The organism is Sporichthya polymorpha DSM 43042 (assembly GCF_000384115.1).
GTDB lineage: Bacteria > Actinomycetota > Actinomycetes > Sporichthyales > Sporichthyaceae > Sporichthya > Sporichthya polymorpha.
Map to the genome: position 1 here is coordinate 5,331,591 of NZ_KB913029.1, position 22,357 is coordinate 5,353,947.

The 22,357-nt window shown below is 71.2% G+C and carries 22 protein-coding genes; 2 read left to right on the top strand and 20 right to left on the bottom strand.

The features are described from left to right. Positions 1-118: 118 nt before the first annotated feature. Genes SPOPO_RS0125740 through SPOPO_RS0125760 form a run of 5 tightly spaced genes read right to left on the bottom strand, consistent with a single transcriptional unit; the run spans position 119 to position 4,390 of the window. Positions 119-1,135 carry a hypothetical protein gene (locus tag SPOPO_RS0125740; RefSeq protein ID WP_156870253.1) on the bottom strand — a complete coding sequence of 339 codons (1,017 nt, stop codon included), beginning with the start codon at positions 1,133-1,135 and terminating at the stop codon, positions 119-121. A 25-nt stretch (positions 1,136-1,160) separates the two neighbouring features. After that, a complete protein-coding gene (locus SPOPO_RS0125745; protein WP_019878090.1) occupies positions 1,161-1,688 on the bottom strand; it encodes an SDR family oxidoreductase in 528 nt (175 codons plus the stop codon). A 25-nt stretch (positions 1,689-1,713) separates the two neighbouring features. Further along, complete coding sequence (locus SPOPO_RS0125750; protein WP_019878091.1) at positions 1,714-2,007, bottom strand: DUF1905 domain-containing protein; 294 nt, start codon at positions 2,005-2,007, stop codon at positions 1,714-1,716. 11 nt (positions 2,008-2,018) lie between these two features. Beyond that, complete coding sequence (locus SPOPO_RS31685) at positions 2,019-2,858, bottom strand: C40 family peptidase (protein ID WP_019878092.1); 840 nt, start codon at positions 2,856-2,858, stop codon at positions 2,019-2,021. 11 nt (positions 2,859-2,869) lie between these two features. Next, positions 2,870-4,390 (bottom strand): ATP-dependent DNA ligase, encoded by a 1,521-nt coding sequence (locus SPOPO_RS0125760; RefSeq protein ID WP_019878093.1) that lies wholly within the window; start codon positions 4,388-4,390, stop codon positions 2,870-2,872. Between the two features lie 64 nt (positions 4,391-4,454). On the opposite strand from SPOPO_RS0125760, the gene SPOPO_RS31690 reads away from it, so the two are divergent. Continuing rightward, positions 4,455-5,852 carry a glycoside hydrolase family 15 protein gene (locus SPOPO_RS31690; protein ID WP_084671554.1) on the top strand — a complete coding sequence of 466 codons (1,398 nt, stop codon included), beginning with the start codon at positions 4,455-4,457 and terminating at the stop codon, positions 5,850-5,852. Positions 5,853-5,863: 11 nt separating this feature from the next. After that, positions 5,864-6,274, top strand: coding sequence for a PaaI family thioesterase (locus tag SPOPO_RS0125770; RefSeq protein WP_019878095.1), 411 nt, complete (start codon positions 5,864-5,866; stop codon positions 6,272-6,274). A gap of 5 nt (positions 6,275-6,279) precedes the next feature. Here the strand turns inward: SPOPO_RS0125770 and SPOPO_RS0125775 are convergent, their stop codons facing one another. The 15 genes from SPOPO_RS0125775 to SPOPO_RS0125845 form a co-directional block, all read right to left on the bottom strand. Continuing rightward, positions 6,280-6,831 carry a hypothetical protein gene (locus SPOPO_RS0125775; protein ID WP_019878097.1) on the bottom strand — a complete coding sequence of 184 codons (552 nt, stop codon included), beginning with the start codon at positions 6,829-6,831 and terminating at the stop codon, positions 6,280-6,282. A 4-nt stretch (positions 6,832-6,835) separates the two neighbouring features. Beyond that, a complete protein-coding gene (locus tag SPOPO_RS0125780) occupies positions 6,836-8,050 on the bottom strand; it encodes a hypothetical protein (protein ID WP_019878098.1) in 1,215 nt (404 codons plus the stop codon). After that, positions 8,051-9,004 carry a peptidyl-prolyl cis-trans isomerase gene (locus SPOPO_RS0125785; RefSeq protein WP_019878099.1) on the bottom strand — a complete coding sequence of 318 codons (954 nt, stop codon included), beginning with the start codon at positions 9,002-9,004 and terminating at the stop codon, positions 8,051-8,053. It abuts the gene before it with no gap. Between the two features lie 17 nt (positions 9,005-9,021). Beyond that, positions 9,022-9,819 carry a hypothetical protein gene (locus SPOPO_RS0125790; RefSeq protein WP_019878100.1) on the bottom strand — a complete coding sequence of 266 codons (798 nt, stop codon included), beginning with the start codon at positions 9,817-9,819 and terminating at the stop codon, positions 9,022-9,024. A 2-nt stretch (positions 9,820-9,821) separates the two neighbouring features. Next, a complete protein-coding gene (locus SPOPO_RS0125795; protein ID WP_019878101.1) occupies positions 9,822-11,867 on the bottom strand; it encodes an ABC transporter permease subunit in 2,046 nt (681 codons plus the stop codon). Positions 11,868-11,875: 8 nt separating this feature from the next. Then, entirely contained in the window at positions 11,876-12,877 is a 1,002-nt protein-coding gene (locus SPOPO_RS31695; RefSeq protein WP_019878102.1) for an ABC transporter ATP-binding protein, read from the bottom strand. A 43-nt stretch (positions 12,878-12,920) separates the two neighbouring features. Then, positions 12,921-13,631, bottom strand: coding sequence for an ABC transporter ATP-binding protein (locus tag SPOPO_RS0125805; protein ID WP_019878103.1), 711 nt, complete (start codon positions 13,629-13,631; stop codon positions 12,921-12,923). After that, the gene (locus SPOPO_RS31700) at positions 13,624-14,637 is read right to left on the bottom strand and encodes an ABC transporter ATP-binding protein (RefSeq protein ID WP_019878104.1); all 1,014 of its coding nucleotides are present in this window, start codon (positions 14,635-14,637) and stop codon (positions 13,624-13,626) included. Before SPOPO_RS31700 ends, SPOPO_RS0125805 begins: the two co-directional genes overlap by 8 nt. Beyond that, positions 14,634-15,929, bottom strand: coding sequence for a branched-chain amino acid ABC transporter permease (locus tag SPOPO_RS0125815; protein WP_169577231.1), 1,296 nt, complete (start codon positions 15,927-15,929; stop codon positions 14,634-14,636). The genes SPOPO_RS31700 and SPOPO_RS0125815 overlap by 4 nt, the downstream gene beginning before the upstream one ends. Positions 15,930-15,989: 60 nt before the next feature. Then, on the bottom strand, positions 15,990-17,000 hold the full coding sequence (locus SPOPO_RS0125820; protein ID WP_019878107.1) for a branched-chain amino acid ABC transporter permease: 1,011 nt from the start codon (positions 16,998-17,000) through the stop codon (positions 15,990-15,992). A 249-nt stretch (positions 17,001-17,249) separates the two neighbouring features. Beyond that, positions 17,250-18,158: an acyl-CoA thioesterase gene (locus SPOPO_RS0125825; RefSeq protein ID WP_019878109.1), complete on the bottom strand. Its 909-nt coding sequence runs from the start codon at positions 18,156-18,158 to the stop codon at positions 17,250-17,252. 471 nt (positions 18,159-18,629) lie between these two features. After that, a complete protein-coding gene (locus SPOPO_RS0125830; protein WP_019878110.1) occupies positions 18,630-19,769 on the bottom strand; it encodes an AI-2E family transporter in 1,140 nt (379 codons plus the stop codon). 12 nt (positions 19,770-19,781) lie between these two features. After that, positions 19,782-20,111, bottom strand: coding sequence for a DUF3817 domain-containing protein (locus SPOPO_RS31705; RefSeq protein ID WP_019878111.1), 330 nt, complete (start codon positions 20,109-20,111; stop codon positions 19,782-19,784). Beyond that, positions 20,108-20,467 (bottom strand): hypothetical protein, encoded by a 360-nt coding sequence (locus SPOPO_RS31710; RefSeq protein WP_033387436.1) that lies wholly within the window; start codon positions 20,465-20,467, stop codon positions 20,108-20,110. Before SPOPO_RS31710 ends, SPOPO_RS31705 begins: the two co-directional genes overlap by 4 nt. A 31-nt stretch (positions 20,468-20,498) precedes the next feature. Then, positions 20,499-22,217, bottom strand: coding sequence for a type 1 periplasmic-binding domain-containing protein (locus SPOPO_RS0125845; protein ID WP_019878113.1), 1,719 nt, complete (start codon positions 22,215-22,217; stop codon positions 20,499-20,501). Between the last annotated feature and the right edge of the window lie 140 nt (positions 22,218-22,357).

A 22,357-nucleotide genomic window follows, 5' to 3' on the forward strand; every position in this document is an offset into this window, starting at 1 on the left:
GGCTCCACGGCTCCGCGGCGGCCTTTACGACGAGCGGTCATCCTTTACCGATAACGTCTCTGACGCCCCGTCACGCACCAGACGATCGACCGAAGCGTTCAACAAGGGGTGTCACCCCTTATTCAACGGCCGTCCGCGGTCCTGCCTGCAGATCGGACATCCGCACCGTACCGAGAGCGGTGATCTTGCGAAGGCACGCGGCGGCTTCCGCTCGTGCCACGCAGTCCCGAAACTCAGCGACTGCCCGCTCCTTGGCTGCCTCCTGTTCACGGGTCAGCACCTGGATGGGCACTCCCCGTCCGTGCGAGATCAGGCCACGGTTACCCAGCGGCTGATCGAGACCAATTCGAATCTCGCGACTGTGGCCGACGTCCGCACAGCCCTCGCCAACCTCCATCCGGCCGGAGCGTTCCAGCGCCCCGATTGCGACGGCGGTCGCGGACTCCTGCACCAGCGGGGCGTACTCCGCCTCGCAGGGCCCAGCACCGGGCGCGTAGCCGGTGAACCGGTAGACAAGCGAGTGACCGTCGGCAGAGACGACCGCGACACCGTCCGCCGCCGAAAACGCCGGAGAGGCGAAGACGGCGTTCCCTGTCGCCGCGAGCACCACCGTTGACGCCTCCAGTCGGGGTTCGAACTCGAACTCCCACGCGGGCAGTACGGCTGATCCCCGGTCCGTCAAGAATCGCCGCTCGACCAGGCGGGCGGACGTCAGCGCGATGGGTCGCGGCGGGATGGTCATGCCGTCCAGTTCCTCGTCGACGTCGCCGAGCACGGAGTGTCGGATCTGCTCAGCCGCGGCGCGGGCGGAGAGGACCTCGTAGCCGCCACGAGTCCCCGGACCCTCCGGCAAGGATGAGGGGATTGTCCAGAGCCCACGGCTGAACCCGTTCTCCTCCGCGGAGTTGTCGAGACTGACCTCGTACTCGATCGGGTCGAACACAACCAAGGGCCGAGGGTTGGCCGTGACCGGAAACGCGTTCCATCGCGCGAGGGCTTCAGTGGGCCCGTTCCCATGGGTGCCGTCCGGCAGGATCCGCGCGGAGGACGGTACGTCCGCAGCGGCAACCGCAACGGCGAGTCCCATCGCAGCAACGGCAACAACAGCCGCGACGGGCTGCCACCTCACCGCCATGATTCGAGGCTAACGGTCGAACGGCTCACCGGAAGCGGTGGACGTGGGTGGTGGCCCAGGTGGCGAAGGTGGTGGCGGGGCGGCCGGTGACCTCGGGGACGGTGGGGACCGGGTCGACCCCGAGGGCGTTGTAGCCGCCGAGCACGTTGTCGACGTACCACCCGGCGTTGCTGCCCATCACCGGCTCGAGGACGGCGACGGTCTCGTCCCGGGTCGCGCGGACGAACTGCAGCGGCCGACCCAGGGCCGCCGCGATCCGGTCGAGCAGTTCCACGTCGACGACGTGCCGGACGCCGGCGGCGCGGACGTGCTCCATCACCGCGGCCACGGTCGGTGGGGCCGGCGCGAGATACAACGCGTCGACGCCCTCCAGCGCCGCCGGCAGAGTCTCGGGCCGTCGCACACTGCCGACCGCGACCTCGACACCGTCGAGCAACGCCGCACGGGCGGGATCCACCGTCAGCGCCCGGACCGTGCACCCGCCGGCCTCGACGAGGTGCCCCACGACCATCCGTCCGATGTTGCCCGTCGCGCCCGTGACGAGGATCCGCATGGACCCACCTCACCACGGAAACGGCTCAACTGCGCAGCGAGATCGTCATCTCCACGGCGACGACGTCACCCTCGTCGAGGCCCAACGGCTTGCGGACCGCAACCTTCAGCGGCAAGAGGTACCCGCCGTTCTTGGGAAACAGGGACGTGCTGAACGTCCGGCCCCGGATCGTCGCCTCCACCGGGATCACGCCCCACCCGTAGGTCGCCATCGCTGCGACCTCGGCGATGTCGGCGCACACCGACTCGGGGATTTCGACGAAGAAGTACGGAGAAGGACCTCGCCACTCCAGGACCGGGCCGTCGAAGGCGAGTTCCATCTGATGGCTCGTCAGAACGGCCGGACGACCGTCGGCATGATCGTCTGGCTGTACCGGTAGGTGGTGACCTTGCCGATCCGCACCGTGTCGGGGCCGGAGACGGCCTCGAGGATCTTGCCCTTGCCCAGGTAGATCCCGACGTGGTTGACGCGGCCGGTCTCGTTGCTCCGGTAGAAGATCAGGTCTCCCCGCTTGCGCTCGGCGACCGGGAAGTGCGCGAAGCCGGAGTGCCGGTAGAGCTCGAGGCTGGTCCGGTACTTCGGCAGCACGTGCTTGTCGACGGTGATCGGCTGCGGGTCGAGGCCGGCGCGGTAGAGCGCCTGGAGCACCAGGCCCGAGCAGTCGATGCCGTACTTGACCTTCCCGGCCCCGCCCCAGACGTACTCGGCACCGAGGTAGGTGCGCGCGAACGTGATCATCGTCTTGCGCCGCTCGGTGGCGGTCGCGGTGAGCGGCAGCGCGGGCTTGGCCGTCCACCGGTCCATGCAGAAGTCCTCGCGGAAGCCCATGGCCGCCCAGGTCTTCGGCCCGACGACGCCGTCGACGGCGAGGCCGCGGGCGCGCTGGAACTTCTTGACCGCGTTGCGCGTCCGGGCGTCCATGGTCTCCCAGGCGGAGTCCGGGAGCCCGAGCCGCTGCTGCACCATCCGGACCTTGACGCCGTTCATCCCGGGCGTCAGGACGACGCAGCCCTTCGCCGGGGTGATCTTCGTGACCGGCGCCATCGCCGTCTTCGCACCGCGCGCCGCCGGTGCCGCCTCCGCGGGCAGCATCCCGCCCACAACTGCGACCGCCGTCAGGCCACCGACGAGCACCGCTGCTTTCCGCCCCCAGATCCGCATGAGGTCCATCGTCACATCCGTCACCCCTGTCGCGCATGTATCGCGCGAACTGCGTCGATCGTGTCCGCCTCCTGGGCGGATTTGTCCTCCCGGTACCGGAGCACCCGGGCGAAGCGCAGCGCGACGCCGCCGGGGTAGCGGGGCGAGGTCTGCACCCCGTCGAACGCGATCTCGACGACGAGCTCGGGCCGGACCGTCACGACCCAGTCGCTCCGGTGGACGGCCCGGGCCAGGAGCTGCTCGGTCTGCCACTCCAGCAGGGCGTCGGTGAGCCCCTTGAACGTCTTGCCGAGCATGACGAACCCACCCGCCGGGTCGCGGGCCCCGAGGTGGAGGTTCGAGAGCCACCCGCGCCGCCGCCCGTGGCCCCACTCCGCGGCGAGGACGACGAGGTCGAGCGTGTGCCGTGGCTTCACCTTCACCCAACCGGCCCCGCGCCGCCCGGCGTCGTAGCCGGCCGCGAGGGCCTTCACCACGACGCCCTCGTGCCCGGCGGCGATGGCCGCGGCGAGGAAGTCCCCGGCCTGCTCGGTAGACGTCACCTCCGCACGCGGCACCAGCAGCCCCGGGTGCGCGATGCGTTCCAGCTCCGCCCGCCGCGCGGACGCGGGCGCCCCGGTCAGATCGACGCCGTCGAGGGACAGACAGTCGAAGAAGAACGGCGTGAGCGGCACCGGCGCCGCCCGCTCCGAGCGCTGCCGTGCACTCCGGGCCGCCGTCGCCTGGAACGGCAGCGGGCGCCCGTCGGGGCGCAGGGCGATGGCCTCGCCGTCGAGGATCACCGACCGCACCGGCAGTTCGCGCACCGCGGCGACGACCTCCGGCACCCGGCCGGTGATCTCGTCGAGGCTCCGGGTGAAGACGGCGACGTCGTCCCCGTCCCGGTGGACCTGGATCCGGATCCCGTCGAGCTTCCACTCCACCGCCGCGGGGCCGGTGCGCGCGAGCGCGTCCTCGACGTCGGTCCCGGACTGCGCGAGCATCGGCCGCACCGGGCGGCCGACCTGCAGGCCGAACGCCGCGAGCGCGTCCGGGGCGGCCGCGAGCGCCGCCTCCGCGACCGGCCCGACGGCCCCGGCGACCATGACCGCGCGGCGGACCTCCGTCGGCGGCCGGCCCGAGGCCGCGACGACCGCCTCGACCATCACGCCGTCCAGGGCGCCCTGCCGCAGCTCCCCCGCCACCAGCCCGGCCAGCAGCCGCTGCTCGACGGCCGTCGCGCGACCCACCAGGTCCCGGAACAGCTCCGCCCGCCGGGTGGACGACCCGGCGCCGGCCAGGCCCGCCATCGTCGCGAACGCGGCGTCGACCTCGGTCACCGTCAGCGTCGGCTCCGCGGCCGGCGGCGGCAGCGAGCGCAGCGCGGCGGGCCCGAGCCCGGTCCGGCGCTGGCGCAGCTCACCGGCGAGATAGGCGACGACGATCGGGACGTCCGCGGCATCGGCCGCGCGCAGGCAGTCGGCGATCAGCCGGATCTTCGCCGACCGCGCCGACGTCCCGGCCACCTCGGCCGAGGTCCGCGCCAGGACGTCGAGGAGCACGCACGCAGTCTGACTGACGCCACCGACAGGTCCCGGACCCCGCGGCTCTCCCTATGCTCACCGCATGCGTGGGGCGGTGGCTGCCGTGCTGGCGGTGACGCTCGCGACCGCCGGCGCGGCCGGGGCGGGGGCGGCCCGGGAGACCCGGCCGCCGCTGTACTCGGCCGGGGTCGCGGGCTCGGCGTTCGGGCCGGGCGCGTTCCGTGTGACGCTGCTGCCCGACGCGTCCGGCTCCTACCTCCCCGGGACCAGCCTGCTCGCCGACGCGCCCCTGCCCGGCCCCGGCGACCTGCTGCCGACCGGCGCCTACCCGGTCGTCCCGACCACGACGCCCGTCGACCACGCCGCCCTCGCCGACGCGACCCGGGCCTGGCTCGGCGCCGGCATCATCCCCGGCCGCACCGACGCCGAGCGCGAGGTCGCCACCCGCGCCCTGCTCGACCTCGCCCTGCTCACCGACCCGAACGGAGCCTCGGTCGCCTCCCCCTTCGGCCCCTGGCACCTGGTCTGGCCCCGGGACGCGAGCTGGCACGCCGCCGCGTTCGCCGCCACCGGGCACCCCGACCAGGCCCGCGCCGTGCTGCGCTTCCTCACCCGGGTCCAGGACGACGACGGGACGTGGGTGAGCCGGTACCACCCGGACGGGAGGCCGGTCCGCGACGGCCGGGCGCGCCAGCTCGACGCCGTCGGCTGGGTGCCCTGGGCGCTGTGGTCGTGGTGGCGGGTGGCGCCGCCGCGGAACGACAGCGACGCGATCACCCGCGACACCGACGCCCTCCGCGAGTTCTGGCCGATGCTGCGGCGCGCGGCGGACGCGGCGGTGGGGTCGCTGACGGACAGCGGCCTGCCCCGCCCCTCGTCGGACTACTGGGAGCAGCCTGAACGGCGGCCCACGATCGGGATCGCCGCTCCCCTGCTCCTCGGGCTGCGCTCGGCCGCCGCCCTCGCCGGCGACCTCGGCGAGGCCGACGCGCAACGCCGCTGGGGCGCCGCCGCGACCCGCCTCGCCGCCGCGATCCAGCAGCGGTTCGGCGCAACCGGGTACCGCCGGCACCCGGTCCGCGGGGCCGGGCCGGACAGCGCGGTGACGTTCCTGGCCGCGCCGCTCGCCCGGCTCGACGCCGACGCCGACGCTGTCACTGCCGCCGTCCGGCGCGCCGAGGCCGAGCTCCGGATGCCCTCCGGCGGCCTGCGCCCGGGCAACATCCCCCGCGTCGGGGACGTGGCCTGGACTCCGTCGACCGCCCTGTTCGCGCTCGCCGCCGCCGGCCGCGACGACGAGGAGTCGTTCACCCACTGGTTCACCTGGCTGACCGAGCACCGCACCGGCTTCGGCGCGTTCCCGGAGAAGGTCGCGAACGACGGCGCGCCCGCGTCGGTGGCCCCGCTGGGCTGGACGTCCGCGATCGTGCTGCTCGCGCTGGCGACCCGGGACGGCAGCCTCGGGGCACCGCCCACGTAGGCTCGCCGCCCATGAGCACCGAACGCATCGAGGGCCGGATTCCGATCTCCGAGGCCACCCGCGGCTTCGTGGACCTCATGGGGGCCACGGTGGTCGAGGCGAGCGCGGACCGGGTCGTGCTGAGCCTGGAGGTCGACGAGCGGCACCACCAGCCGGCCGGCGTCCTGCACGGCGGCGTCCACTGCGCGCTGGTCGAGACGGCCGCCAGCATCGGGGCTCACCTCTGGGACGGCGGCCCCGTGGTCGGCGTCTCGAACCACACCGACTTCATCCGCAGCTTCCGCGGCGGGCGCCTGATCAGCACCGGCACGCCGATCCACCGGGGCCGGTCGCAGCAGCTCTGGCTCGTCGAGATCTCCGACGACGGCGGCAAGCTGATCGCCCGCGGCGAGGTCCGGCTGCAGAACCTCAACGCGCTCTGACGCGCCTACCGCTCGATGCGCGGCCCGGCGGTGCGCCGCCGCAGCGAGAACAGGCCGTAGATCAGCGCCAGCAGGATCACGGCGCCGGCGACGCTGAGGATCAGCGCGATTTTGCTGCCGCCCCCGCCCGCGGTCTCCCGTGCGACCGTAACGGGCTGACCCGCCGTCAGTTCGAAGTCCCACGCGTTGGTGTAGGGCACGACGGGCTCGGAGCCGGGCAGGGTGCGCACCTGGAGCTCCAGGTGCGTCGGGCCGGCCGGCAGGGCACCGAGCGTCCCCGTGTAGTTGCCGAGCGTCGAGCCGGGCTCGAGGTCGTGTGCCTTGGCCGGAGTGCCCAGCATGGCCTTCACGGCCGCACCGCGGATCGGGGAGCCGGAGTCGCCGTCGACGAGCGTTGTGTTCGCGGTCCAGGAGTTGCCGGACGGCGTCAGGGTGAGGTCCGCGACGAGCACGACCGCCTTGCCGCCGCTGTGCGCCGAGACCGGCGTCGCGACGGGGCCGAGAGCGGCCAACCCGATGGCCGCCAGACCGACGGCGACACCCTGACGAATTCGCATGTCCTTACCCTCCGAGGATCCGAGCCGCGTTCGCGGTCTCGATCAGGTCGTGACAGTACTTCAGGATTGTTACGCACACGCCAACGACGCCGGTCCCTCCGACCATGACCGCCACGCAGGCCCACAACGTGCGCGAACTCACGCCTTCGGGTACGGCCGGCGCGCGCGTGGCGACGGCCGTGCGCGAGGTCGACGTCGCCGCCGTCTCGTCGTGCAGCACGTGACCGAACTCGTCGAAGTGGACGCCGGTGGCCCACATGTCCACCTCGTCCTCGTCGGCGAGCGCGGCGTCCTGGGCGGCCTGCGCCTGCCGGGCGGCCTCCATCGCGAGCACCATGTTCGCCCCGCCCATCGCGAGGAAGACGAGGATCTTCAGGTAGAGCGCGTTGAAGTACATCGCCGCGTACGGCAGCCGCGTGATGTTGTCGTAGTCGGAGAACGAGAAGTTGCTGGTGGAGAACGGCGCGTCGTAGGCGGTCTGGGTCCCCAGCAGCCACAGACCCGTGATCAGCGTGCCACCGAAGCAGACCCACATGCCGCTGGTCAGGACCGAGCGCCGGACCTCCAGCGTCTGCAGCGCCGGCGTCGAGAGCATGCGCCGCAGCCGTGGGACGGCGACGAACGCGATGGCGGCGGCCAGGATCAGCCACGCGAACGCCATGACGACGTGGAACTGCAGCAGGAAGACCTCGAACGAGCTGCCCTCGACGACGTACCGCAGACCCTTGAACTGGCCTTCGAGCACCACGGCGTCGGGAATGTCGATCGTCGACTCGACGACCTCGAGCTGCTGCTGCCCCGTCTCCGTCGGCAGGTTGACGAACGCGGTGAACGTCCAGGCACCCGGGTTGTTGACGATCACCGAGCAGCGGTAGATCCCCGGGGTCACCTCGGGGTCGTTGTCGGAGACCTGCTGGCAGTTCTCCGGCTCCTCGAGGATCGACTCGCCGTCGCCCTCACGGGCGTTGAGGAAGACGCCGTACCGGTAGACCGGCGGCTTCTTCGTCCCGGTGTTCACGATGGTGATGTCCATCGTGATGTTGTTCGGGTTGGTGGTCACGATTTCCGAGCGGGTCAGCGTGACCTTGATGTTCTCGGGGTTCTCGGCCGCCGCGGCCGAGGCCGGCGTGAGCAGGAGGGCGGCCACGGCGCCGAGCAGCACCGCGGCCATCGTCACGAGCGCCGCGACCGGGCGCCGGCGAGCACTCGTGACGATCAATCAGACCACCGCCTGGTATGTGGGGTTCCACTTCCCGTAGTACTTGTCGACCTCGATCCGCGCCGTCAGGTACTGCTTCTTGAGCCAGTCGTCGAACACGAGGAACCGCTTGTGATCGATGACGATCTTCTTCAGCTCCGGAGTTGCCTCTTCGAGCGTCAGCGCCGGCAGGTCCTTGCGCTTGATCTGGTGCAGGACCGCGTACACCGGCACGTCACCTATGTCGTATCGGATGGGGTCGCTGGTCTTACCCGGATCGAGCTTCCGAACCGCTTCGATGATGTCGGCCTGGATCGGCGTGATCGGGTTGATGTCGACGGTCTGGGCCGCGAGCACCACGTCACCGGCCGCGTCGGAGGCTCGAGTGAAGTCGGTGCCCTTGTCGAGCTCCTTCTTCAGCGCCAGGGCGGACTGCTCGCTGTCCATAAAGGCGATGCCGGTGGTGGCGCGGAAGCTCTTGCCGACGATGTCCTTGCGCTCGTCGTAAGCCTTCTGCAGCTCCTCCTTCGTCACCGACACCTCGGGCAGCAGCTTGGCCGCGATGGCCTTGCTGATGGCCTCGATCCGCGCGGCGACCTTGAGGTCCTGGCCCTGGTAGCCGGAGACCTTGAGGCTGCCGATCTGCGCGAGTTCGTCGTAGACGTCGTCCTTGGTGGCGTCGTCGGACACCTTCACGCCCTCGCGCTGGGCGAGGTACTCGATGAAGGCGATCTTGATCCGGTAGGACAGCGCGGTGGCGCGGATCTGGGCCGGGTCCACCTTCACCCCGCCGGCGCCCTGGAGACTCTCGGCGCCGGCGTCGGTCCGCGCGAAGACGTCGTAGAGCTCGTTGACCTGCGCCGAGGTGATCTCGGTGCCCTCGACGTTCGCCGCGACCGACGGCTCGGAGTCCCCGCCGCAACCGGAGAGCGCCAGCGAGAGCGCGACCGCCCCGGCGGCTGCCGCCCTGCGCACCCGCGATGCTCGTCCGCTCACTGGTCCGTTCCTTCCGCCTGCTCGCCGTCCGCCTGCTCACCCTCGGGCTTGGCGCCGCCGGGCTGATCCTGTGTCGACGTCGCCGCTCGCACCAGCGCACCCGTCGGCTTGCCCTCCCGAGCGGCCTTGCGATCCTCCTCGGCGGCGAGCACCTGCCTCAGGAACGGATCGTAGTTCCGGGCGGGGTCTCCGCGACCCTGTGCTTCCTCTGCGAGTCGGTCCTGCCGGGCCTGCAGGTCGAGCTCCTGCTTGGTCGGCGGGAACGAGAACGGCCGCCCGGTCGCGAACGAGATGATCTGCGCGACCGTGGCGTTGATCAGCAGGAAGACACGGGGGTCCCCCTCAACGGCGGCGTAGAACCCGGCGGAGTTGAACGTTCGGGCGCCGACGCTCAGCTGATACGTCCGGCCGTCCGTCGCGGTCACCGTCATCGCGCAGCCGGCGCCGCACTCCTTGACGCGGCGGGAGGCCGCGGTGGAGACCAGCCCGAAGTCCGGGGTCGCGGCGTCGACGTCGGTCATGGTCCGGTACGCGTTGACCGGGAACGCCGTCGTGGACGCGTTCAGCAGCGTCGCGGACTCCGCCGTGGCGCCGTCCCCGGGAAGGAAGAGGCCGTTGCGGGTCGTGAAGGTCGCGGACTTCCCCGCCGCCGTGTAGGTCACGGACGCGATGCGTTCGGCCGGCACCGGGATCGCGGCGATGTCCACCGCGCCCGAGGAGTCGTCACCGCACGCGGTCAGGCTCCCGGCCAGGAGAGCCAGGCCGACGAGGGTTCCGGGGAGCCGTCCGCGCACGGTCAGCCCCGCTTTAACCGGAGGAAGACGAACGGCACGAACACCAAGGCGGCCAGCGTCGGCAGGACGACCGTCTGCCGGATCAGCGAGCTGCGCTGGTCGCCGGTGATCTGGAACTGCGCGCTCTGCCCCACGTCGCGGTAGGCGGAGATGATGACGTCGTTGCCGGCGATGAACTGCACCAGGCGGACCATCAGTTCCTGGTTGCCGAAGGACTTCTGGTACTGGTTCGACGCGACGTCCGCCGTGCCGAGAACCCCGACGCGGGTGCTGCTCAGCCGCGGAGTCTCCCCCGCCGCCTCACGCTCCGGGGTGTAGGTGAACCCGGCCAGGGTGTGGACGCCCTCGGTCCCCGGAATGCGCTTGCCGGTGGCGTCGACCTCGTAGCTCTTCGGCGAGCTCTGGACCAGTGCCGCGACCTGGGGGCCCTCCTCGCTGTCGGGCCCGGCCTTGTCGATCGAGAGGCTGTCGCTGAACACCACCGGGGTGTCGTCCTTGTTGAGGGTGTCGACGACCGACGACGCCGACGGGTAGCGCGAGGACACGATGGCCGCGGGGTCGTCCGCGAGTGACTGCGGGTCACGCAGCTGGTTCGTCCCCAGCTTCAGCCCCCACGGGACGATCAGCTGGTTGAGCTGCTCGACGTCCCCGCGCACCGCGTCGGCCGCGACGATGAGCCGGCCCTGCCCCCGGGCGTAGTCCTGCAGCATCCGGAGCTCGCGGTTCGGCATCGTCGACCGCGGGCCCATCACGAGCACGACGCCGCACTCGCGCAGCAGCTCCTGGCCACCCCGGCCGGAGAGGAAGACCTCGCCGGTCTTCCACCCGATGATCCGCAGCCGCGCGGCGAGCGACGTCAGCCCTTCGGGCTGGATGTCGTTGATCCGGCGCTCGCCGTGACCCTGGATGAAGCACGCCAGCGGCGGGTCGGTCTGCGCCAGGTGGGCGATCGCCGTGGTGACCGTCGACTCGACGAGGTCGTCGATCTCCTGCGTCTTCCCGCCGACCTCGAGCAGGTAGTCGTTGTAATCGATGACGCCGGACGCGCGGGCCAGCGCCGGGGAGATGTCCGGGTCGATGATGCGGACCTGCATGTTCGCCCCACCGGCCGCGTACTTGCGCACCGTCGCCCGGGCCTGCGAGGCCTCCAGGCTGACCGTCGGGGAGAACGCGGTCAGGGTCATCGGGACCTTCCCGACCTGAGCCAGGACCTCCTTGGTGGCCGTGGAGATCGTCTCCCGGTTGCCGGGCGTCAGGTCGATCTCTCCTGAGGCCGCCCCGGCCACCGCGGGAGTGGCGACGACGAACACCGTCACCCCGACCACCGCGGCGGCCCGCTGGGCGAGCACCCGGCGGTCGTTGCCGGCCCGCCGGCGCCCCAGGCTGTAGACCGCCACGGCCAGCGCCGCGATCGAGAGCACGACGAAGTACGCGACGTCCTCGGCCGGCAGCACTCCGTCCAGCATCGGGTTGAGCCGGTCGAGCGGACCGAACTGATCCACCTTTTCCCGCAGGTTCTCCGGCAGGAACGCAATCAGGCGCAGCACCAGCAGTACGACGAAGGAGAGGAACGCCGCCCCCACCGAGGTGTTCATCCGCGAGGAGATCGCCAGCGAAACCGCGTTGAACATCGCCGAGAGCAGCAGCAGTCCGATCCACCCGCCCATCGAGCGGGCGAACTCGGGCTCGGCGATCGCGTCCAGCCGGATGTAGTAGATCCACGAGATCGACACGACCAGCCAGGTGATGAGCGTGTTCGCCACGAACTTCGCGGCCACCATCGCCGTCCGCGAGATCGGCCAGGACAGGCTGATCGACAACGCGCCGCTCGCGCGTTCCTCGGCCAGCGACCGGGCCCCCAGGATCGGGCACAGCACCAGCAGCGTGTTCACGGTGTTCGCGTAGTACGACTCCAGGTCCGCGGAGTCGTTCGCGCTCACCAGGTCGATGAACAGGATCCCCGAGATCACGATGTACGCGGCCGCGATCAGGTACGTCGCCGGCCACAGGACCAGCGAGGTGATCTCGCGCTTGAGCAGGGTGAGCACGTGAACCCTCAGTCCGTTTCCTCGCGGGTCGCGACGGACCCCATCACGGCTTCGCGGAAGGCCTCTTCGAGGCTGTCGGCGGTGGACTCGACGGTGGTCACCGGCCACGTCGCCGACCAGGCCTGCACGAGCGCGGCGACCGCGCGGTCGTCCGCGGCCTGCACCAGGACGGTCGTCCCGCGGTCGTCGACCGCCGTGTCGATCAGCGACGTGCCCTCCACGAGGTCGTCCGCGCCGGGCTCCACCTGCGCGTGGATCCGCACGCGGAGCCGAACGGTGTGGCCCATGCCCTCGGCCATCTCCGAGGGGGCGCCGCGGTAGACCAGCTTGCCCTGGGCCATCACCAGCACGTTGTTGCACATCAGGCGGGCGTCGGTGAGCAGGTGGGTGGACACGATCACCGCCCGGGTGCGCGCGTACTCCTGCAGCATCGCGCGCATGTCGAGGATGTTCAGCGGGTCCAGCCCGTTCATCGGCTCGTCGAGGATCGTCACCAGCGGATCGCCCATCAGCGCCTGCGCCATACCGACCCGCTGCCGGTTGCCCTTGGACAGGTTCCCCACGATCCGGTCCGGCACCGCACCCAGCCCGGTGCGGGTAATCGCCAGCTCGACCGCGGCCGCCCGTTCGGCCCGCGGGATCCGCTTCACCTCGGCCACGAAGCCCAGGTACTCGGTCACCCGCATCTCGTTCGGGAACGCCACCCGTTCGGGCATGAACCCCAGCAGCTTGCGTGCCGCCCGCGGGTTGCGCGCCACGTCCGCCGACCCGATCCGGATCGACCCCGCGTCCCACGCCGCCAACCCGGCCAGACACGTCATCAGAGAGGACTTGCCGGCACCGTTCGGGCCCAGCAGACCGGTGATCCCCGGCCCCAGCGTGAACGAGACGTCGTCCACCGCGGTCCGCGTGCCGTAACGGCGCGTCAGGTTCTGGACGGCCAGCAACGGCTCGAGGTCCGTGCTCGAACCTCCGCCGGCCGTCCGGGAAGCGGCCGTGTCGGTGCTCATGCTGGGCATTCGCCCGACCCTACCCGTGCCGGTTGTGCTGCGGTCAGGATCCGGACCCTCCGCTCGCGGCCGCCGCGGCCGGCTTGTCGCCCTTCTTGACCTGCTGCTCGGTCACCTTGACGAACCGGCCCTTCTCCATGACGTACTGCTTGTCGGAGAAGCCGACGGCGACGAGGTGGAACTGTTCCACCATGACGACCGACAGACCCTCGTCGCACAGCGCACGCAAAGCGGAGTACAGGCGTTCCGCGATGACCGGGGCGAGGCCGAGGGAGAGCTCGTCGACCAGGAGCAGTCGCGGGCGGGACATCAGCGCGCGACTGACGGCCAGCATCTGCTGCTCACCGCCGGACAGTGACCCGGCGGCCTGGTTCTGGCGCTCCTTGAGCCGCGGGAACAGCTCGTAGACGCGCTCGAACTGCTCCTTCATGTTCGGCGTGCTGACGCCGTACGCACCCGTGATCAGGTTCTCCCGCACCGACAACGACGGGAACACCTGCCGCCCCTCGGGCGAGAGGGCGATGCCCATCCCCACGCGCTTGTGCGCGGGCATGCCCGAGACCTTCTGTCGACGGAAGATGATCTCGCCCTTGCTCGGCGGGATCGCGCCCAGGATCGTCTTCAGCAGCGTCGACTTGCCCGCGCCGTTGGACCCCAGCACCGAGACCATCTGACCCTGATCGACCGTCAGATCGATGTCGAACAGCACCGGCAGCCGGCCGTAGCCGGAACCGACACCCTTGAGCTCAAGCATTCTCGGTGCTCCCTTGCTTCGCGGGCACGCCCTCGGCCTCGGCCTCGGCGATGACCTCGTCGGCCTCGTCGGCCAGGGTCGGGGCTTCGTTCACGTCGGCGGTCTCGTCCAGGTCGAGGACCGAACCCAGGTACTCGGCCCGCACGACCGGGTCCGCCGCCACCTCGGCCGGGGATCCCGAGGCCAGCAGCTGACCCTGGTTCAGCACGTAGACGAGGTCGGCGTTCTCCAGCACGGCCTTCACGTAGTGCTCGACCAGGATGATCGTCAGACCCAGGTCACGCTGCAGCTGGCGCAGCAGCGCGAACAGGGCGTGGGCGTCGTCGGCGTCCAGACCGGCGGCCGGCTCGTCGAGCAGCACGATCGCCGGACCGCACATCAACGACCGGCCGATCTCGATCCGCCGCTGACGACCGAAGTCCAGGTCGGACACCCGGTCGTGCCAGTGGTCCTTGATGCCGAGCAGGACGCACATGGCGTACGCGGCCTGCTCGGCTCTCTGCTCGGACTTCCGCACCGACCGGAAACCGAGCAAGGTGGTGATCGGGTTGCCCTTGATCGCCAGGTGCGCCGCGGAGAGCAGGTTCTCGCCCACCGACAGGTCGTGGTTGAGCCGGTTGGCCTGGAACGTGCGTCCCATGCCCAACTTGGCGCGGTCCCACGGCCGCATGCTCGTGACGTCCTTGCCGAACATCGTGATCGTGCCCGAGTCCGGCACCTTCAGGCCGTTCAGCACGTCGAAGCACGTCGACTTGCCCGCACCGTTCGGTCCGAGCAGACCGACGAAGGTCTTCGACGGCGCGGTGATGGTGACGTTCTGAAGGGCCTTCACACCACCGAAGGCGATGGAGAGGTTGCTGCCCACCAGGGCATCCCCGCTGTCCCCGCGGTGCGGGGGCAGGAACGCCTCCAGGACCGCGAGCGCCTGGTCGCGCTCCGGGTCGACGCCGGCTTCGGAGACGATGTGGCCGGCGGAGTGACCGGCTTCCGCAGTTGTGGCACTCACTTGGACTCCGATCCCGCCGTCACCGGCACCTTGGCTTCCGGACGAGGTGGCTTCGCCGCCGCCCCGCCACCTGTCGAGGAGTTCCGTCCCTGGGCTCTCGCCGCCTTGCGCTTGGCGCGCGCACGCGTGTCGAAGATGTCGGAGACGAAGCCGCCGGCGCCGCGTGGGCCGAGGAGGATGCCGATCGCGAGGCCGAGACCGCCGAGCAGGTAGCCGTTCAGCTCGATGTCGATCTCGGCGAGCAGGAGCGGGGCGAGGCGGAACAGCAACGCCACCGCGAGCACGGCCGTGAGCGACTCGAACCCGGCCATGATCGGGATCGAGAGGTAGAACAGCGAGTTGAACGAGTTGAATTCCAGTACGCCCGGTGGTGTGCCGTAGAGCGGCGCCAGCAGGGCACCGCCGAGGCCGGCGAAGCCACCCGCGATCGCGAACGCCGCGACCTTGTACTTCCACGGTGAGACACCCACCGCGGCGGCCGCCGCGGGGTCGACGCCGACCATGATCATCGAGCGGCCGAACCGCGAGTGGCGGAACCGGTGCAGGAAGTACATCGAGACGAACAAGAACGCCAGGATGAAGTAGTACATCCGGTCGTCCGCCGAGAGCGTCGCGTTGCACGGCTGCGCGCAGTTCAGGCTTGCGCCGAAGATCTCCGGCCGCGGAGTCTCGAGCGGGCTCAGGCCACCGGTGAGGGCAGCCTCGGTGAACAGCGAGTTCTCGATGAGGAACTGCAGAGACAGCGTCAGAACGATGACGTAGACGCCGGAGAGGCGCATCGCGACCAGCGACACGAGCACCGACACGACCACCGCGAACCCGATGCCCCAAAGCATCGCGAGCGGGAACGCGAGGTCGGTGTACAGCCACCGCGGCAGGTCCACGACCGGGATGTCCCAGACGCTGCCGTCGAACTCCCGGGCGGCGAAGCCGGAGATGTAGCACGCCGCGCCGGTGATGCCCGCCTGTGCCAGCGAGATCTCGCGGCCCCACCCGACCACGACCAGCAGCCCGAGGGCGGAGATCGCGAGGACGAGACCGGTGGTGACGTTGTAGACCCAGCTGTCGGTGCCGATCAGCGGGTAGATCGCCAGCATCGCGAACAGCACGAGCAACCCCGGGTGGATCCCGAGGAAGCCGTGCACCTTGTCGACCGGGTTCGACCCGGCCCCGCCGACCCGCGGCGGGACGGCGATACGTGGACCGGAGCCGTTGGCCGACGGAGCAACCTTGGTGGTGTGCGCGGTCTTCGTCGTCTTCGGTTCTGTCTTCTTCGACTTGCCCTGTGCCATGACCATCTTCTCCTTGCGTGTCGACGATTCGGGTGAGAGCGCGGAACGTCCGCCTGCAGGTCAGTGACCTGCGAGGACGGACGAGCTCTTCTTTCCGAACCGGTCGATGCCGATGACCACGGAGAACAGGATCGCGACGACGACGATCTCCTTGACCGCCTTGTCCGGCGTGCCGAAGACGCCGGACTCGATCATCGAGTCGATGACGGCGATGAGCACCGCGCCGGCGAGCGCGAGCGGGATGCTGGCGAACGCTCCCAACACGCAGACGATCAACGCGCGCAGGAAGATGAACAGGATGCCGGTCGTCTCGGTGCCCACCGGGTTCGCGATGAGGATGCCCCCGAGCGCCGCGATGGCGCCGGAGATCGCGTAGACGATGGTGCCGACCTTGCCGATCGGGACTCCGACCAGCTTGCTCGCCTCGACGTTGTCGGCGACCGCACGGGTGTAGACGCCGAAGCGGGTCCGCTGGAGGAGGATCGCGAAGCCGATCACGACCGCGACGAGGATGATCAACGTCGCCAGCTGGTGGTACGACACACGCTGATCGACGGTCCCCCCGGGTGTGGGGAACTCGAACCCGTCCCCGCCGAACGGGCTGGGGGCCTGCTCGCCGGAGGACTTGTTCTTGGTGAAGATGATGCCGACCATGATCAGCATCAGCGCCAGCGAGAAGTTCGTCAGCGTGACGCGGGGATAGGTCGCCATCCGCGTGCTGGTGACGATCCAGCCGTAGAAGGCGGCGACCGCGGCGCCCGCGAGCATCAGGCCGAACACCGCCACCCACTTGGGCAGCTCCGGTCGGCCGCCACCCCCACCGCCGTCGTCCAGGCCGGCGAGGATGTCCTCACCGCCCGAGTAGGTCGGGGTGACGAAGTACCAGTACAGCAGCGCGCCGGAGAGAACGATGCCGCCGTGCACGAACGCGATCGTGCGACTGATGCGGTAACTGAGGACCAGCGCCACCGCGACGAGGCCGTACAGGCCTGAGGTGGTCACTCCGGCGACGATCGACGGACCGAACAGGCCGCCCTCGAAGCTGAGTGCTTGTGTTGTCAGCGAATCCATGCGTAATCGCTGCCTTCCCTGCCGCCGGGACGCGGCCAGTTCAGGAGGCACTGCGGACGCGCCAAAGACGCACCGCGGGGCCCCCACATGTCAGGTAGGTGGCCTTTGCTCCACTCGCGGCGCAACTTCAGGGACGAGCCGAAAGTGGGGCGGACCGGTGCAGTCTAGACCCAGCGAGTACCCCTCTGGCCAGACCTGACCCCCCGTGTGGGAGAGGAAATCCCCCCGCGGAGATCATTCCGGCAGTCCTCAGGGCAGGGCGACGGTGGGCCGGATCAGGCCCTCCTGAACGGCGCTCGCGACGAGGACGCCGTCCTGGTAGATCCGCCCGAACGACAGCCCCCGGGCCCCGGAGGCGGACGGGGAGACCTGGTCGTACAGGAGCCACTGGTCGGCCCGGAACGGGCGGTGGAACCACATCGCGTGGTCGAGCGAGGCCCGGACCATGTCCTCGGGCCGGACGGTCAGGTGCGGGACCAGGCTCGCGTGCAGCAGCGTCAGGTCGCTCATGTACGCGAGCAGGCACCGGTGGAGCATGTGCCCGTCCGGGATGCCGTGCTCGTCCGCGGGGTCCTCGGCGGCCTGCCCGGACGTGGCGCCGGCCCGCATCCAGACGCGGGCGATCGCGGGGTGCGCGGGGTCGTGGTAGCGCCCGCCCGGGGCCGAGGAACCCGCGAAGCGGAAGTCCATCGCGCCGAACTCGTCCGCCATCGCCGCCGCGACGTCCGAGCGCATGACGCCCGCGAGGGAGTCCGCGAGCGGCGGGCACTCCGCCGGCGGCGGCACGTCCGCGGGCGCGACGTCCTGGTGGCTGAGCCCCGGCTCCTCGCCCTGGTAGGACGCGGTCAGGTAGAAGATGTGCTTCCCGTGCTGCCGGGCCGCGACGCGGCGTGCGCTGAACGAGCGCCCGTCCCGCAGGTTGTCGACGTCGTAGACGATCGGGACCGACGGGTCGCCGGGCAGCAGGAAGTACGCGTGGAACGAGTGCACCAGCCGGTCGGGGTCGACCGTCAGGCTGGCCGCCAGCAGCGACTGGCCCAGCACCTGGCCCCCGAAGACCCGCTGCATGACCGTGGCGGGCTGCTTGCCCCGATAGAGGCCGTCCTCGATCGTCTCGAGCACGAACAGATCGACGAGTTCACCCGTGGATCGCGGCACGCCGCCAGCCTAGTGAAACCCCTGTCCCCGGCAGCGGACGTCCTCGCCCCTCGCCCCGCCGCGCAGCTTCACCAGCCACCCCGCGCCCTTCACCAGCCGAGCACTCGCTTCACCCGCCGGGCCGCACGGTGAAGCGACGGCTCAGCCAGTGAAGCCGCACCGAAAGCGGCGCTTCCCTCGCCCCGCCGCGCGCCTCCCTCGCCCCACCGCGCGCCTCCCTCGCCCCGTCGCGCTCTTCCATCCTTCCGCCGCGCGCTTCCCTCGCCCCAGTGCGCCCTCGCTCGCCGGAGCGGGCGAGGGGAGCTGAGTTCTCTCGTGGGAAGCCGGCGGCACCGCCCCGGCGCGCAGCTTCACCAGCCACCCCGCGCCCTTCACCAGGCGAGCACTCGCTTCACCAGCCGGGCCGCCCGGTGAAGCGACGGCTCAGCCAGTGAAGCCGCAACGCCGGGAGGGCGCACCCGGCGGGGGACGTCAGGGGATGTCCTCGCGCTGGTCGTCACCGTAGACACCGCGGCCGAGATAGGCCTCCGAGTCGATTCGGCCGAGCTGCTCGCGGAAGACGTACCGGAAGATCACCTTGAGGGCGGCGGTGACGGGGAGGGCGGTGAGGGCGCCGATCGCGCCGCCGACCGCCGCGCCGACGAGGACGGCGATGAACACCGCGATCGGGGAGAGGTCGACGGCCTTGGAGAACACCCGCGGCGCGAGGAAGTAGTTCTCGAACTGCTGGTAGGCCACGAGGATCACGAACACCGCGAGCGCGAGGTGCCAGCTCTCCGTCAGCGCGACCAGGGTGCAGACGACCGCGCCGATCGTCGCGCCCACCTGCGGGATCGCGCTGAAGAACGCCACCGCCAGGCCGAGCACCATCGAGTACGGGACCCCGAGGACGCTGAGGACGACGCCGGCGAAGATGCCCGCGGTCAGCGAGACGACCAACTGGCCGGTGACGTACCCGCCGATCCGGTCGAGGGAGCTGTCGAGGACCTCGACCTTCTCCGGGTCCCGCAGGGCCCGCGCCGCGAAGGAGTGCAGCCGCGGCATCGCCATCATGAAGTAGATCGTCAGCGCGAAGACCGAGAAGATGCCGAACAGCGCGGTGACGATGCCGCCGAGGATCCCGTAGACCGTGCCCAGCGAGGCGGCGAGGATCTCCGGGATCTTGTCGACCTGCTCCTGGATCTTGCGCTGGACCTCGGGGTCGTCGAGCTTCACGCCGAGGATCTCCCGGCCCTCGCCGCGTTCGTTCAGGTCGTCGAGCAGCGACGGGATGTTCGCGACGAACTCGCTCGCCTGCTCGACCGCGGGGACGACCATCAGCCAGATGATCAGCGTGATCGCCGTCAGCACCCCGATGACGAGGATCAGCACCGCTTCCCCGCGCCGCAGGCCGCGCGCCTCCATCCGGCGGATCATCGGTTCGAGGCCGGCCGCGAAGAAGAAGCCGAGGAAGATCGACGCCATCACCGACCGCACCTCGGAGATCAGCAGGGCGAGCGCGATCACGCCGAGGACCGTGGCGGTGGCCTTGGCGATGTACATCATCGGCGGCCAACTGGTGCCGCCCGCGACCGGGATCGTCTCCGGTGCGCTGCCCTCGGGTGCGGTCATGTCGACCCGACGCTAGAGCGCGGCGGCCCCGGATCCGTCGAGGCGCGCGGGAGTCTCCTCCGCGAGGCGGGCGATCCGCCGCTCGACGAGAAACGTCATGCCCGGGACGACGCCCGCGAGGATCATCTCCGCGAGCCGGCGCAGCGGCCATCGGTACCGGCGGAAGAAGTCGAACGCCAGCACCAGGTACAGGATGTAGAAGTAGCCGTGGGCGAAGACGACCCACTTCAGCGACTTGTTGCCGAACCCGTAGGCCATCACCATCTCGACGCACACGAGCAGCAGCAGGACGCCGACGATGTACGCCGCCACCTGGTAGCGGGTGGCCGGAGTGTTCCTCACGCGTTCTCGTCCTTCTCGTGCAACCGGGCCAGCATCGCGTTGTACGCGGCAAGCTCGGGGTCCTCGTCGGGGTCGACGGTCACGACCGGGGTCCGCCGTACCGGCGCGGGGGCGGGCGGCTCGGGCTCCGACGGGCCGCCCTCGCGGGCGACACGGAGACCGTCCCGGCACAGCCAGGCCCAGACGCCGAGACCGAAGATCCCGATCGCGGGCCACTGCAGGGCGTAGCCCAGGCTCCGCCCGCTGCCGTCCTTCGCGACCGTGAACTGCCACCAGGCGGCCCAGGTGCAGCCCGCGACCACCACGACGGCGAAGACGTGCAACGCCACCCAGCGGGGTTGAAGCAGGACCGACACGGCTTCCACGGTACCTGCGCCCCGTCCGGCCTCAGCCGGGCACGGGCAGGGCCTTGCTCACAGGGGTGAGCGCCCCGCCCTCGAACCAGGTCGTGGTCACGCCGCTGTGATCCATGGACCCACCGGCCCCGTCCCCCATCGGCATGATCTCGAAGCTCACGGTCGCCGCGTAGAGGAACAGCTCCCGCGGCGGCAGCCGCTGGTCCAGCGCGGCGAGAAAGGCCAGGTACCCGGCCGCGGTCGCGCTCTCGTCCGGGCCGACCCGGCGCAGGGCGGTGATGTAGGCCTGCGCCTCCGGGCTCGCGGGGTCGAACGGCAGCACGGCCAGCGGTGAGCCGCCGGTGGCGGCCACCAGCGAGGACTGGACCAGCCAGGGGGCCAGGTAGACGCCGTAGAGCGGCGGGGCTGCCTTCCGCTGCGCCTCCAGCGCGGCCTGGGAGACCTCCCACCCGGCGATCGCGAGGACGGCGTCGACCTTGCCCGTCCGGATCGCGATCTTCGCGCTCTTGGCCTGGGCGCGGACGACGCGCTCGGCGGCGACGCCGCGCGGGGAGGTGTCGGTGATCAGCCGCAGGCTCTTCACCCCGCGCCCCTGCAGGGACGCGACGAGCGCCCGCAGGGCGGCCGTGTCGGGCGGCGAGAGGGCCTCGGCCGGGCAGGCCGCCAAGGGGAGCTTCGAGCCGGCGAGGGCGGCGCCCATGGCCGCGGCGGCGCACTCCGCGCCGTCCGCGCCGGACAGGCCGTCCTGTGCCGGGCCGGAGCCGGTGTCGACGATCTGCGCGGCCACCTGGCGACCCTGGCGGATCTCGAGCAGCGAACGGCCCGGCGGCAGCGAGACCTCGGCCCACTGGCCGGGCGCGCCCGGCCGCGGCGCGGCCCGGTAGCGCCGGCCGTCGACCACGACGTCGGTGAGCCGGTCGGTCATCAGGTGGACGAGGTTGAGCCCCGGCTGCTGCGGGGCGATCGCGAGGCCGGTCATGGCCTCGTCGATGTCGAGCGCACGCACCAGCGGCGCGCCCGGGGCGGGCGGCGGGCCGGGCGGCGGCAAGCTGGTGAGCACCACTCCGGCGACGATCGCGGCGCACAGGACGCCGAGCTCGAGGCGGGCCAGCACTCCCCCGCCCTGCGGGCCGGTGGCGTCCGACCCCGCGACCCCGCCGCGCCGCGCCCGCAGCAGGTAGCGGACGCCGAGGCCGAGGGCCCCGGCCGCGACCAGCAGCACGACCTTGATCACGACGACCGTGCCGAAGTCGGTGATCGTGATGCCGTCGAGGGTGACGTCGTAGTTGCGCGCGGACAGGACACCGGTGACCGCGGCGAGCGCACCGGCGCCGACCGCGACCGGGCCGAGGCGCCGGACGAGCGCGGCCCGGGTGCCGGGCTCGGCGGTCGCCGACGCCAGCGCGGCGCCGGCCCACACGGTGGCGACCGCGACGTGACCCAGCATCAGGACCGCGTCGCCGACGGAGTCGGTCAGCGCGCTCCACGAGAGCCAGACGACGGAGGCGGCGCCGGCGGCGGCGGAGACGGCGGCCGGCCCGCGGAGAATCGCGGCCGCCGTGGCGGCCAGCAGCGGGACGAGCAGGAGGTAGCGAAGAGTCTCCAGGTCGCCGACGGCGCCGACGAGGGCAGCGAGCGCACCGGCCGCGGCGGCGGTGGCAAGCAGCCGACGGGCGGTCTCGGTCGGGCGGCCGGCGAGGGGCCGGAGCAATGCGACCCCGGCCAGCAGCGCCGTGGCCGCGAGGGCCACCGCGCGGGCGACGGCGTCGGCGGCCGAGAGGTCGGCGGCGGACTCTCCCCCGCCGTGGGCGAACGCGGGCGCCGCCGCCCCGATCTGACCGAAAGTCAGGATCGAGACGGCGGCGACCTTACGAGCAATGTTGCGTGTTA